At 58.3% G+C, this 13359-nt stretch carries 14 protein-coding genes; 13 read left to right on the forward strand and 1 reads right to left on the reverse strand.

From position 1 onward, the window contains the following. Positions 1-112 precede the first annotated feature (112 nt). The 11 genes from V8J84_RS02255 (at position 113) to V8J84_RS02305 (ending at position 10501) form a co-directional block, all read left to right on the forward strand. Positions 113-1081 (forward strand): type I glyceraldehyde-3-phosphate dehydrogenase, encoded by a 969-nt coding sequence (locus tag V8J84_RS02255; protein WP_339927974.1) that lies wholly within the window; start codon positions 113-115, stop codon positions 1079-1081. 57 nt (positions 1082-1138) lie between these two features. After that, on the forward strand, positions 1139-2059 hold the full coding sequence (locus V8J84_RS02260) for an ABC transporter ATP-binding protein (protein WP_339927975.1): 921 nt from the start codon (positions 1139-1141) through the stop codon (positions 2057-2059). Beyond that, entirely contained in the window at positions 2056-2817 is a 762-nt protein-coding gene (locus tag V8J84_RS02265; RefSeq protein WP_339927976.1) for an ABC transporter permease, read from the forward strand. The genes V8J84_RS02260 and V8J84_RS02265 overlap by 4 nt, the downstream gene beginning before the upstream one ends. 42 nt (positions 2818-2859) lie before the next feature. Further along, positions 2860-3654: a S49 family peptidase gene (locus V8J84_RS02270; protein ID WP_339927977.1), complete on the forward strand. Its 795-nt coding sequence runs from the start codon at positions 2860-2862 to the stop codon at positions 3652-3654. A 170-nt stretch (positions 3655-3824) separates the two neighbouring features. After that, positions 3825-4790: a calcium/sodium antiporter gene (locus tag V8J84_RS02275; RefSeq protein ID WP_339927978.1), complete on the forward strand. Its 966-nt coding sequence runs from the start codon at positions 3825-3827 to the stop codon at positions 4788-4790. Further along, positions 4790-5569, forward strand: a complete 780-nt coding sequence (locus V8J84_RS02280; RefSeq protein WP_339927979.1) for an SDR family oxidoreductase — start codon at positions 4790-4792, stop codon at positions 5567-5569. The genes V8J84_RS02275 and V8J84_RS02280 overlap by 1 nt, the downstream gene beginning before the upstream one ends. A 307-nt stretch (positions 5570-5876) precedes the next feature. Beyond that, positions 5877-7745, forward strand: coding sequence for an excinuclease ABC subunit UvrC (gene uvrC, locus V8J84_RS02285; protein WP_339927980.1), 1869 nt, complete (start codon positions 5877-5879; stop codon positions 7743-7745). Between the two features lie 153 nt (positions 7746-7898). Continuing rightward, entirely contained in the window at positions 7899-9095 is a 1197-nt protein-coding gene (locus tag V8J84_RS02290) for a hypothetical protein (protein WP_339927981.1), read from the forward strand. A 50-nt stretch (positions 9096-9145) separates the two neighbouring features. Next, positions 9146-9811 carry a CDP-diacylglycerol--glycerol-3-phosphate 3-phosphatidyltransferase gene (gene pgsA, locus V8J84_RS02295; protein WP_339927982.1) on the forward strand — a complete coding sequence of 222 codons (666 nt, stop codon included), beginning with the start codon at positions 9146-9148 and terminating at the stop codon, positions 9809-9811. Next, entirely contained in the window at positions 9811-10056 is a 246-nt protein-coding gene (moaD, locus tag V8J84_RS02300) for a molybdopterin converting factor subunit 1 (RefSeq protein ID WP_339929058.1), read from the forward strand. The genes pgsA and moaD overlap by 1 nt, the downstream gene beginning before the upstream one ends. A gap of 1 nt (position 10057) precedes the next feature. Beyond that, positions 10058-10501, forward strand: coding sequence for a molybdenum cofactor biosynthesis protein MoaE (locus tag V8J84_RS02305; RefSeq protein ID WP_339927983.1), 444 nt, complete (start codon positions 10058-10060; stop codon positions 10499-10501). A 1-nt stretch (position 10502) separates the two neighbouring features. Here V8J84_RS02305 and V8J84_RS02310 read toward each other — a convergent pair whose 3' ends face one another. Then, complete coding sequence (locus V8J84_RS02310; protein ID WP_339927984.1) at positions 10503-11057, reverse strand: DNA-3-methyladenine glycosylase I; 555 nt, start codon at positions 11055-11057, stop codon at positions 10503-10505. Positions 11058-11138: 81 nt separating this feature from the next. On the opposite strand from V8J84_RS02310, the gene V8J84_RS02315 reads away from it, so the two are divergent. Then, positions 11139-11945, forward strand: coding sequence for an EAL domain-containing protein (locus V8J84_RS02315; RefSeq protein WP_339927985.1), 807 nt, complete (start codon positions 11139-11141; stop codon positions 11943-11945). Between the two features lie 179 nt (positions 11946-12124). Beyond that, on the forward strand, positions 12125-13300 hold the full coding sequence (locus tag V8J84_RS02320) for an acetyl-CoA C-acetyltransferase (RefSeq protein WP_339927986.1): 1176 nt from the start codon (positions 12125-12127) through the stop codon (positions 13298-13300). Positions 13301-13359: the final 59 nt, after the last annotated feature.

A 13359-nucleotide genomic window follows, 5' to 3' on the forward strand; every position in this document is an offset into this window, starting at 1 on the left:
TCGATCAACCCGCAGCGGCGTCTTGCTATGTGACAAGACGTAACAGGGCGGCGAAACCTTGCCCTTTTGCGCAATGGGGTGCAGCGTGCCGAAGAACAAAGGACACGTCGCAATGACACGGATTTTTATCAACGGACTGGGCCGTATCGGTCGCACGGTTTTGCGTGCCTGGGCACAGGGTGCCGCGCCGGATATCGAGGTTGTCGGCGTCAACGATATGGCTGCCGCCGATCTGATCGCGCATCTGGTGGCCTATGACAGCGTGTTTGGCCCCTATCGCGGCACGGTGACGCTGGACGGCGATACACTTGTGATCGACGACCATCGTATGCCTATTCACACGACCACCGACATCAGCGGGCTGGACCTGTCCGGCGTTGATATTGTCATGGACTGCACGGGCAAGGCCGATGATCGCGCCTTTGCAGAGCGGGGGCTGAAAGCAGGTGCGCACCGCGTGCTAGTGTCCGGCCCGTCTGATGCCGCTGACGTGACGATTGTGCTTGGCGCAAATGAAAGCGATCTGGCCGACCAACCCATCGTGTCTAACGCGTCCTGCACCACCAATGCGCTGGCCCCCTTGGTGCGCTTGTTGGAAGACACATGGGGTATCAAGGCCGGCTGGATGACAACGATCCATTGCTATACCGGTAGCCAGCCGATGATCGACGCGCCGCGCGGCGATTTCCAACGCAGTCGTGCCGGTGCGTTGTCGATGGTGCCGACCACCACCTCTGCCATGCGCCTGCTGGATCAGGTTCTGCCAGACATCGCGGGCCGGATCGAAGGGGCGGCAGTGCGCGTGCCAGTAGCATCTGTATCGGCTGTCGATATGACGCTAACATTGCGCGACACGCCCACGTTGGATGCCGCTCAAGAACTGTTCTTGCAACAGTCTGGCATCATCGGGTCCACCACCCTGCCGCTTATCTCATCAGACCTGCGCGCGCGTCCCGAAAGCCTGATCATCGCCCTGCCGGAAACGCGGATCACGCAGGCGGGCCTGCTGCGGGTCTTCGGCTGGTATGACAACGAGTGGGGCTTTTCGCACAGGATGCTGGAACTGGCCGAACGCATGTGACCTTTCCCTTTGCGCACGGGCGCACTACGTTCGCGCAGATCAAGGGCAGGGGGCCATATGACATCCATCGTTTCAGTGCGGAATTTGCGCAAGGCCTATGACGGCGGGTTCGAGGCGCTCAAGAACATCGATCTGGATATAGAAGAGGGCGAGATCCTTGCCCTGCTTGGTCCCAATGGCGCTGGCAAGACCACGCTGATATCAACAATCTGCGGGATCGCTGTGCCCACCAGCGGCACCATCAAGGTGGGCGGTTACGATACCCAGACCGAATATCGCAAGACCCGCGATCTGATCGGCCTTGTCCCACAAGAGATCAATCTGGAACCGTTTGAAACGGTCGCCAACTCCGTCCGCTTTTCGCGCGGTCTGTTCGGCAAGCCGCGTGACGATGCAAAGGTTGATGCGATCCTCAAGCAACTGTCCTTGCTCGACAAGAAGGACAACAAGATCATGACGCTGTCGGGCGGGATGAAACGCCGCGTGCTGATCGCCAAGGCGCTGTCGCATGAACCGCGCGTCCTGTTCCTTGACGAGCCGACAGCCGGCGTGGACGTGGAACTGCGCAAGGACATGTGGGAAATCGTCGCCGATCTGAAAGCAACCGGCGTCACGATCATTCTGACCACGCACTATATCGAAGAGGCCGAGGCGATTGCCGACCGCGTGGGTATCATTTCCAAGGGTGAGATTCTGCTGGTGCAGGACAAGGCCGAGATGATGGCCCAGATGGGCAAAAAGCAGTTGAAGATCGAACTGGCTGCCCCCGTCACCGATATTCCCGCAGCACTGGCGCACTACGATCTGACGGCGCAGGACAACACACTGATTTACACCTACGACACCCAAGGCGATCGCACGGGGATCACCACGCTGCTGAACGATCTGCAAAAGGCGGGGCTGCAGATGGTCGATCTGCAAACCGATCAAAGCAGCCTTGAGGATATTTTCGTCGGATTGGTTGAGGAAAAGGCATGAACTGGACAGCAATGGCATCCATCTACCGGTTCGAAATGGCCCGGTTCTTCCGCACGATTACGCAGTCGCTTGTGTCGCCTGTGCTGTCCACATCGCTCTACTTTGTGGTCTTTGGCACCGCCATCGGCAGCCGGATCGAAAGCGTCGAAGGCGTAAGCTATGGCGCGTTCATCGTTCCCGGCCTGATCATGCTGTCCGTGATGACGCAGGCCACATCAAACGCATCCTTTGGCATTTATTTCCCAAAGTTTATCGGGACTATCTACGAGCTTTTGTCGGCACCGGTGAACTTTCTGGAAATCACCGTGGGCTACGTTGGTGCGGCGGCGACCAAGGCGCTGTTTATCGGCGTCATCATCCTTGGCACCGCGTATTTCTTCGTTGATCTGCAAATCGCGCACCCCTTGGCGATGGTCGCCTTCCTTGTGCTGACCTGCCTGAGTTTCGCGCTTTTGGGTTTCATCATCGGCATCTGGGCGGGCAACTTTGAACAGCTCCAACTGATCCCGCTCCTGATTATCACGCCGCTCGTGTTTCTTGGCGGCAGCTTTTACTCCGTCACGATGCTGCCGCCCGTGTGGCAGACGATTACGATGTTCAATCCGGTGGTCTATCTGATCAGCGGGTTCCGTTGGTCGTTCTTTGGCACGGCAGATGTGCCGATTGGCATATCGCTTTTTGCTATCGCACTGTTCACAGGTATCTGCATTACGGTCATCTGGTGGATATTCCGCACGGGCTGGCGGATTAGGCAATAAAGCGGCCTTGTGACCCACGATGACGCTGCATAGGTGACGAAGATGAAACGCTATATCCCCTTTATCAAATCCGATCCCTTTGTCGCCGTGGTGCGCCTGCAAGGGGCGATCACAACCGGCGGGCGCGGGCTGGATGACACCGGTCTGGCGCCTGTGCTGCACAAGGCCTTCAAGCGGGGCAAGCCTGCTGCTGTCGCACTTGAAATCAATTGTCCCGGCGGCTCACCCGTGCAATCGTCGCTCATCGCCGCGCGCATCCGCCGCCTGTCACAAGAAACCGACGTGCCGGTCTTTGCCTTTGTTGAGGATGTGGCCGCATCAGGCGGTTACTGGCTGGCCTGTGCCGCCGACGAGATATTTGTCGACGCTTGCTCACTGACCGGATCAATTGGCGTGATCAGCGCGGGCTTTGGCCTGCAAGACGCAATCGAACGCTACGGCGTCGAACGCCGCGTCTATACCGCTGGCACATCCAAATCCATGCTCGACCCCTTCCGCGAGGAAAAACCCGAGGATGTCGCCCGCCTCAAGGGTTGGCTGGACGATCTGCACGAGACATTTATCGGGTGGGTCAAGTCGCGCCGTGGCGCAAAGCTGGCCGATAATCCCGATCTGTTCACCGGCGAAGTCTTCATCGGTGACAAGGGCGTTCAGCAGGGTCTGGCCGATGGCATCGCCCATCTTGTGCCTGAAATGAAACGCCGCTTTGGCGATAAGACGCAGTTCCGTCGCTATGGCCAGAAGAAATCGATCTTCCAGCGTTTCGGCGCGGCTGTGGTGAATGACACCATCGCGTCGGTTGAAGATCGCGCCGCTTTTGCACGGTTCGGCCTCTGACGTGATTATCAAAATCGTCTCACTGTTTCTGGCCTTTATCGCCGTGCTCGCTATCTTTGGGAAAGTGCGCTTTCCCGGGCAGGCGCGTTTGGCTGCGGCCAAATGCAAACGGTGTGGGCGATATAAGATAGGCAAGGGTACATGCCGTTGCGGCAAAGGTTAGGATAAATATGGATTGGCTTTATGTCGCGCTCGGGCTGGTGATCCTGCTTTTGGCAGGTGACTTTCTGGTCAAAGGGGCGGTCAATCTGTCACTCCGCCTAGGTGTGCCTGCGCTGATAGTGTCGCTGACGATTGTGGCCTTCGGCACATCCGCGCCGGAACTGCTAATCTCGATCAATGCCATTCTCGATGGCGTCGCGGGTCTTGCGCTGGGCAACGTCGTGGGGTCAAACACCGCCAACATTCTGCTGGTACTGGGTATTCCCGCCTTGCTGGCGACGATGCACACCGCCGATTGCGATACGCGCGACAGCTTTCTCCAGATGATCGCGGCGACGGTTTTGTTCATCGTCCTTTGCTTCTTTGGCCCGTTCACATGGATCAGTGGCCTGATCCTTTTGGCCGCTTTGGCGGCCATGCTGACCCACGCTGCCATGTCCGCTCGCGCCCACCGCGCCGAGGCGAAGGCAGATGCCGCCGACGTATTGGCGGGAGACATTGAAGATGTCGAAGGCGCCGACCCCGATATGAAGGGCAGCCAGATCGCGTTCTATCTGATCCTTGGACTTGTTGGTCTGCCGCTGGGTGCGTCATTGCTGGTGGATGGCGCTGTGAACATTGCCACAGAGTTCGGCATCTCCGAAACGGTGATCGGTCTGACCCTTGTCGCTGTCGGAACATCACTGCCCGAGCTGGCAACCACCGTCATGGCTGCGCTGCGCAAACAGGCGGATGTGGCGCTGGGCAACGTCATCGGATCGAACATGTTCAACCTGCTGGGCATCATGGGCGTGGCCAGCCTTGTCGGCCCGATCCCCGTTGATCCCCAGTTCCTGACGTTTGATCTTTGGGTGATGCTGGCCGCGTCCCTGCTGTTGATCCCGTTTGTCTTCATGAAGGTGAACATCAGCCGCCTGTGGGGCGTGATCCTGTCGGCACTTTACGTGGCTTATATCCTCGTGGTGCTGGCCTGATGCCTGCCGCACTTGTGACAGGGGCCGGTGCGCGTCTGGGGCGTGCAATGGCGCTTTATCTGGCGGGTCGCGGCTATGACGTAGCTGTGCATTATGCGTCCTCTGCCGATGGCGCTGACAAAACAGCCGCGCAGATCACTGCACAGGGCCGAAAGGCCGTCACCCTTCAGGCAGACCTATTGGACGAAGATGCGACCCAAGCGCTGCTACCCGCCGCAGCCAAGAAACTGGGCCAGCCGATCACCTGCCTAATCAACAACGCCTCTATCTTTGAATACGATAATATCGATTCCGCGACCCGCACCAGTTGGGACCGCCATATCGAAAGCAATCTGCGCGCGCCCTTTGTGCTGACCCAAGCCCTTGCCGCGCAAGCGCCCAAGGCTGTCGATGACGACAATGGCGAACCTGTCGCGCAAGCGCTTGTCATCAACATGCTGGACCAGCGTGTCCACAAGCTGACGCCAGAGTTTACAAGCTACACCGTCGCCAAGATGGGCCTATGGGCTTTGACCCGCACTGCTGCTCAGGGTCTTGCGCCGCATGTGCGCGTGAACGGGATCGGCCCCGGTCCAACGCTACAGGGCCACAGGCAAAGCGCATCACACTTTGAACGGCAACGTGCCGCAACGGCGCTGGGGCGCGGCGCGAACCCCGACGACATCACCGCGGCGCTAGGCTATTTCCTTGATGCCAAGGCGGTGACAGGGCAAATGATCAGCGTTGATGGCGGCCAGCATCTGGCATGGCAAACGCCGGATGTTCTGGGTGTCGAATAGCAGAATCGGCTACCGAATCCAAAGCGCTTTGAAAAAGTTGTGCACTAAGCCCTGTCAAGATCACGAACGGTTTACTTTTCCTTAGTGTTTTCAATATTTTATCATTTGTTCATATAAATATATTGAAATATCAAGGGGTTGAAAAATCGCTGAAAAAATAGGCACATTGCTGAAGCCTCCTGTTTTCAACGGAAAATTGTAGCTTAGAGTGTTTTGCCCACGGAGTTATCCACAAGTTCCGTGGATGCCTTTCCTCTTGCCCCAACCACGTTACCATTGCAGCAACACCAAGAATCATGAGGCCCGCATGAGCGACCCTGCGTCAACCAAGACACTGACCGGATATGACTTGATCGCGTCCTATCTGCGCACGCTTGATGCGTCGCCCGGTGTCTACCGGATGTTGGATGCGGACAGCCGTGTTTTGTATGTCGGTAAGGCCCGCAATCTGAAAGCACGGGTCAGCAGCTATAGCCGCCCCGGCCAGCATTCGGGCCGGATCATGCGGATGATCTCCGAAACCGCATCGATGATGTTCCTGACGACGCGGACGGAAACTGAGGCGTTGTTGCTGGAACAAAACCTCATCAAGCAGCTGAAACCGAAATACAACGTGTTGCTGCGCGACGATAAATCGTTTCCCAATATCCTCGTCTCGAAATCCCATGCCTATCCGCAGATTAAAAAGCACCGCGGCGCGAAGAAGGAAAAAGGCAACTATTTTGGCCCCTTCGCCAGCGCGGGTGCCGTGAACCGGACGTTGAACCAATTGCAGCGCGTATTCCTGCTACGCAACTGTTCCGACAGCGATTTTGAGACCCGCACGCGGCCGTGCCTGCAATACCAGATCAAGCGGTGCTCTGGACCGTGCTGTGACTTAATCACACCGCAAGATTATGCACGTAGCGTCGCTAACGCCGAAAAATTCCTGTCCGGCCGCACGAAGGGCATTCAAGAAGCGCTCGCCGCAGAGATGAACGCCGCCAGCGCCGAGATGGAGTTCGAACGCGCCGCCGCCCTGCGCGACCGGATCAAGGCGCTGACGCAGGTGCAGACGGCCCAAGGCATCAACCCGCAGTCCACGGCAGAGGCTGACGTGATCGGGTTGCACATCAACGGCGGACAAGCCTGCGTGCAGGTGTTTTTCATCCGCGCCAACCAGAACTGGGGCAACCACGACTACTATCCTCGCATCAGCGGCGAAGAGGATGCGTCGGTCGTCATGGAAGCCTTCGTCGGGCAATTCTACTCGGACCGCGAGCCACCCAAGATGCTGCTGCTGTCGCATGGCCTCGATAACGAAGATCTGATGGCAGAGGCGTTGTGCGAAAAGGCGGGCCGCAAGGTCGAGATTACGGTGCCGCAACGGGGCGAAAAGGCGGAACTTGTGCAGGGCGCGCTGCGCAACGCCAAGGAAAGTCTCGCCCGCAAGATGTCGGAAACCGCCACACAGGCCAAACTGCTCAAGGGCGTGGCCGAGGCGTTCGAATTAGAGAGCGTCCCGCAACGGATCGAGGTGTACGACAACTCCCACATTCAGGGCGCCTTTGCCGTGGGTGCAATGATTGTCGCGGGGCCGGAGGGGTTCGAGAAAAGCCAGTATCGCAAATATAACATCAAGGGCGAAGACCTTACCCCCGGGGATGACTTTGGCATGATGAAAGAGGTGATGACCCGCCGCTTCCAACGCCTGCTGAAAGAGGACCCCGAACGCAAATCGGGCGTCTGGCCCGAGTTGCTGTTGATCGACGGCGGTGCTGGGCAAGTCAGCTCTGTGCGCGAGATCATGGAGAAGCTGGGCGTTGGTGACGTGCCCATGATTGGTGTGGCGAAGGGCGAGGACCGCGACGCGGGCAAAGAGGTGTTTTATCGCACCGGAAAGCCGGTGAAGGCGTTGCGCCACAACGATCCGGTGCTCTATTTCATCCAGCGGATGCGCGACGAGGTGCACCGCTTTGCCATCGGCACCCACCGTGCTAAACGCGCCAAAGCGATCAGCAAAAACCCCTTGGATGATATCGCTGGCGTCGGCGCAGGCCGTAAGCGGGCGCTGCTGGCGCATTTCGGTTCGGCCAAGGCCGTTGCGCGGGCCAATCTGGCAGACCTCAAGGCCGTGCCGGGTGTGTCGGGTAACATGGCGCAGACGATCTACGATTTCTTTCACGAGAACGGCTGACCTTCTCCGTGGGGAAGGTTTTATAATGTTAACAGTATGTTAACCGTCTCGCACCGATTGGGCCGCTTTGCAGCAAGGGAATGAAATCCTGACCTTGCGGTCGCCCCCATGCCTTTGCATCCTTAGGTGCATTCACGACGAGGAGACATTTAAATGAGCAAGGCCATTATTTTCGGTGCAGTCGCAGCAGCAGCCATCGTGGGCGCTGGCGCGTATTTTTATGTGCAGCCCGCTCAAGTCGTCGGGCAAGCCGTGCTGACGGACGGTGGCAAAGACGTTACCGACCTCGCCCGTTGGAGCGCAGGTGTCATTCTGGACGTGACAGAAGGCGACGGCGGCACGTTGACCGACGTAATGAGCATCATGTCCAACCCCAACCAAGCCAACGCATTTAACGTCCCGCCCGGTGAAGAGGTCTATGTCAGGGCCTTCCTGCCCAATCTGGAACCCGAGGAGCAGTTTATCACCGTGGGTCGCGGCGAAACACAGACCGTAGAGTTCGTGCTGGATGCGGCCCTGCTGACCGTCAACGTCCAAAGCGATAGCAACGATCCGATGAACCTCTGGCTGTCTGATGGCTTTGCCAGCAATAATCTGGGTCCGGTGGAAGACGGCGAGAAAAGCGTGCTTTTACCATCCGGCGAACACTTCATCGAAGTGACTGATGATAACGGCCTGACCCTGCGCCGCCCGCTGACCGTATCTGTCGGGGATGAAGTCGCGATGGATTTTGACATGCGCCAGCGTGATGTCGCGCTTGGCGTGGCAGGCGATCTGGCATGGCAGGACAGCTTTGCCACGCCTGTGTTTGAACTACGGCCACAGGACGGGCGCGACGGTTTCTGGGTCATGGCGGGTGAAGACGGTATCGCACAGGCGAACGGGCTATTCCCCGGCGATTATGACGTGGCTCTGCGGTTTGAAAGCGCGGGTGGTCGCATGTCCAAGCTGACCGCGACCGACACGATCACAGTGACCGCGGCAAGCGACCGGATCGACGTGCCGTTGGCATTCCGTCAGGCCGATATCACGTTGGCAGGTTATGAGGCGGAAGACCTGAACACGCTCGAGATCTATGTCGTCGAAGCCCTGTCCAAAGGCGAACCCTACGCGCTGGGCCTGACCGAAGGGTCGGACGCAATCAGCCTGCCGTTCGCGCCGATGGAGCAGGACCGCGCCGATATCCCCTTTGCCGTGACCGTCTGGGGGCCATCGGGCATCAACGGCATGGCCGAGGTGCCTGCTGGCGATCTGGGCACCATAGCTGATGTCACCGTGACCAAAGGCGCTGGATTTGATCTGTGCATGCAGATTTATTTCCCCAGCGATTGCGAAGACCTCACGCCATAATTTGAACTGGGTTCTGGTATCTGTCCGGCAGAGCGATTAACTCTGCTGGCATGAAGTGGAACATCCCAAATATCCTGACGCTTCTGCGTCTGCTCGCGGCCCCCGGTGTGGTGGTGATGTTCCTCTATTTCTCGCGCCCCTATGCCGACTGGTTTGCGCTGGTCCTGTTCATCGTGGCTGCCGTCACCGATTTCGTTGACGGCTATCTGGCGCGTGCGTGGAAACAGGAAAGCAAGTTCGGTGCGATGATGGACCCGATTGCCGACAAGGCGATGGTCATTATTGCGCTGCTGGTCATCACCGGTTTTTCCGGCATGAACCCGTGGATCCTGCTGCCCGCGACGATCATCATGTTCCGCGAGGTGTTCGTTTCCGGCCTGCGTGAGTTTTTGGGCGATACGGCTGGCACGCTGAAGGTGACAAACCTTGCCAAGTGGAAAACTACCGCACAGATGGTCGCGATTGCGGTTCTCTTCGCCAAGGGCGCGTTTGAGCATTTCATCATCGAACAGACCATCGGAATGGATCAGGCGACGATTGACGGCATCATGGATGGCTCGATTGAGGACTTTGTTGGTCTGCGTTGGAAAGAGCTGGGCTGGTCTATCACGTGGTATGGCGGAATCATCCTTCTGTGGGTTGCGGCGGTGCTGACCTTCATCACCGGCGCGGATTATCTGCGTAAGGCAATGCCATATCTGCGGGGGGCCAAGTGATGGACGTGATGTATTTCGCATGGGTCCGCGAACGGATCGGCCTGCCAAAGGAAACCGTGGACACCCAAGCGGCCACCGTGGCTGAACTGGTTGATGAGTTGCGCGCGCGCGAAGAGCGTTACGCCGCAGCCTTTGCCGATGTGACCGCGCTGCGCGTTGCCGTGGATCAGGAACTGGCCGGTTTTGATGCGCCGCTGGCAGGTGTCAGGGAAGTCGCGTTTTTTCCACCGATGACGGGCGGCTGACATGGACGTCCGCGTGCAAGAGGATGCCTTTGACGCCGGTGCCGAACTGAACGCATTTGGCAAAGGGCGCACGGATATCGGCGCGGTTGTCAGCTTTACAGGTGTGGTGCGCGACGTCGCCGATGGCCTGCGCGCGATGGAGATTGAGCATTATCCCGGCATGACCCAAGCAGCGATTACCAAGATTGCGCAGGAGGCGCAGGATCGTTGGGCGCTGTCTGACGTGCTGGTCATTCACCGCTATGGCACGCTGACTGCTGGGGATCAGATCATGATGGTGGCCACTGCTTCCGCTCACCGTGCCGCTGCGTTTGAGGCGGCGGACTTTCTGATGGACTACCTTAAATCCCGCGCGCCGTTCTGGAAGAAGGAAACGACTGGCAAGGGCACAAACTGGGTCGCCTCCAAGGATGAGGACGAGGCGGCACTGGACCGCTGGACCTAAGTCATTTCCCGTGCCGGTGGCAGGTTACGATATGATCGTTCACCAACCCCGTCGCTTCCATGAACGCATAGACGATTGTGGGGCCGCAATATTTGAAGCCCTCTTTTTTTAAGTCCTTTGACACCTGCACCGAAAGCGGCGTCTGCGTGGGCACATCGGCCTGCGTGGCAAAGTGGTTCACCAGCGGCTTGCCTCCCACATAACCCCACAGGAACTTATCAAACCCCTGCTGCTGTTCGATCCGCTGCCAAGCGCGGGCGTTGGTGATCGTCGCCTCGATCTTGCCGCGGTGGCGGATGATACCTTTGTCCTGCAATAGGCGCTGCACCTCATCCTCGCCCCATGTCGCCACGATGTTGGGGTCGAACCCCGCAAAAGCCGCGCGGAAATTGTCGCGCTTTTTCAGGATCGTGATCCACGACAGACCCGCCTGAAACCCGTCAAGGATCAGCTTTTCCCAAAGCGCGCGGCTGTCGTATTCCGGCACACCCCATTCGGTGTCGTGATAGGCCTGATAGATCGGGTCATCACCCGCCCAACCGCATCTTTCGACCATCACATCCCCCGATTTTTGATTGTTCTTAACGTCGCATTAGCGCCCACGCGGCAGGATAGGGAAAACCTGCGGAAAGGCCACATGCTTCACCCTGCTGCCACCAGACCTGATTTTGCCGATGATGCCTCGCTTGATCCGTTTCAGGCGGCGATGGCCAGCCGTGACGCCGATGTGCTGTCATTGGTGACCGATGCCTTGGCCGCCGGACGTGCGCGGATTGCATTGCAGCCGATTGTGATGGCAAGCGATCCGTCCCGCGTCGCGTTTTACGAGGGCCTGATCCGCGTGTCCGACGATGCGGGGCGGATCATTCCGGCGGCGCATTTCATGGATGTGGTCGCTGAAACCGCGCTGGGGCGCGAGATTGACTGCGTGATGCTTGATCTGGCGCTGAAGCTGTTGCGCGACACGCCCAACGTGCGTCTGTCGATCAATGTCTCGGCGCGATCGTTTGGTGATGGCAAATGGCGCCGGACCCTGGATCAGGGTCTCTTGATGCAGCCGCATCTGGGCGAACGGTTGATCTTTGAAATCAGCGAATCCTCGGCCATGATCCTGCACGAGGTGGTCATCCGGTTCATGGCCGAGATGCAGCCGCGCGGGCTTGCCTTTGCGTTGGACGGATTCGGTGCGGGATTGATCGCTTTCCGGCATCTCAAGGACTTCTTCTTTGATCTGGTGAAAATCGACAAAAGCTTCATCCGTGGGATTGGCGGCGATCCTGATAACCAAATCCTGACAGAAGCGCTGATGATGGTCGCGCACCAGTTCGAAATGTTCGTGGTTGCCGACGGCGTGGAAAGCGCGGCAGAGGCGGCATTTCTCAGGAAAATGGGTGCTGACTGTTTGCAAGGCTACCACTTTGGCGTGCCGAAATTCGGCTTTTGATGTGGGCCGACTGCCCGCTATGCGGTTAGCGCAAACTCGCCATGACGTAAGGGAATCGCGTTGCTCTGCCTGTTTTTTCACCATAAACACGCATGCAAGTGGCGGGTTGGGGCCTGCTGTCGTTTTGCGCCGTTAGGCCCTGTTCCGCCAAAGGAATCAACCTTTGAGAGGGACAAAACATGACCAATGTCGTTATCGCATCCGCCGCACGCACAGCCGTAGGCAGCTTTTGCGGGGCTTTTGCCAACACGCCAGCCCACGATCTGGGATCGTCTGTACTGGAAGCGGTTGTTGAACGCGCTGGCATCGACAAAGCCGAAGTGTCCGAGACAATTCTGGGTCAGGTTCTGACAGCCGCCCAAGGCCAGAACCCCGCCCGTCAGGCGCACGTAAACGCCGGTCTGCCAATTGAATCCGCTGCATGGAGCATCAATCAGGTTTGCGGGTCCGGCCTGCGTGCCGTGGCGCTTGGTGCACAGCACATCCAGCTGGGTGACGCCGATATCGTTGCCGCTGGCGGTCAGGAAAACATGACACTGTCACCCCACGCCGCACATCTGCGCGCCGGTCAGAAGATGGGCGACATGAAATATATCGACACCATGATCCGCGATGGTCTGTGGGATGCGTTCAACGGCTATCACATGGGTCAGACGGCTGAAAACGTCGCCGACAAATGGCAGATCACCCGCGACCAGCAGGACGAATTTGCTGTCGCATCGCAGAATAAGGCCGAGGCCGCGCAGAAGGCTGGCAAGTTCGCAGACGAGATCAGCGCATTCACCGTAAAAACCCGCAAGGGCGATATCGTTGTGGATCAGGATGAATACATCCGTCATGGCGCGACCATGGAAGCGATGCAGAAATTGCGCCCCGCTTTCACCAAAGACGGGTCGGTCACAGCCGCCAACGCATCCGGCCTGAACGATGGTGCCGCCGCGACACTGCTGATGTCCGCAGAAAATGCAGAAAAGCGTGGCATCCAGCCACTTGCGCGTATCGCATCTTACGCAACTGCCGGTCTTGATCCGTCGATCATGGGCGTTGGCCCCGTGATGGCGTCGCGCAAGGCGCTGGAAAAGGCAGGCTGGTCTGTGGACGATCTTGATCTGGTCGAAGCGAACGAAGCGTTTGCCGCCCAAGCCTGTGCAGTGAACAAGGAAATGGGCTGGGATCCGGAGATCGTGAACGTCAACGGCGGCGCGATTGCCATCGGTCACCCCATCGGCGCATCCGGCTGCCGTGTGCTGAACACGCTGCTGTTTGAAATGCAGCGCCGCGACGCGAAAAAAGGCATCGCCACGCTGTGTATCGGTGGCGGCATGGGCGTTGCCCTGTGTGTTGAGCGCGACTAACTGCGTGTCACGCCTGCGCAATAATGTTGCGCAGGCGGTTGCATCCGTATAATTACATT

It is taken from the genome of Yoonia sp. 208BN28-4, assembly GCF_037543925.1.
Lineage (GTDB): Bacteria > Pseudomonadota > Alphaproteobacteria > Rhodobacterales > Rhodobacteraceae > Yoonia.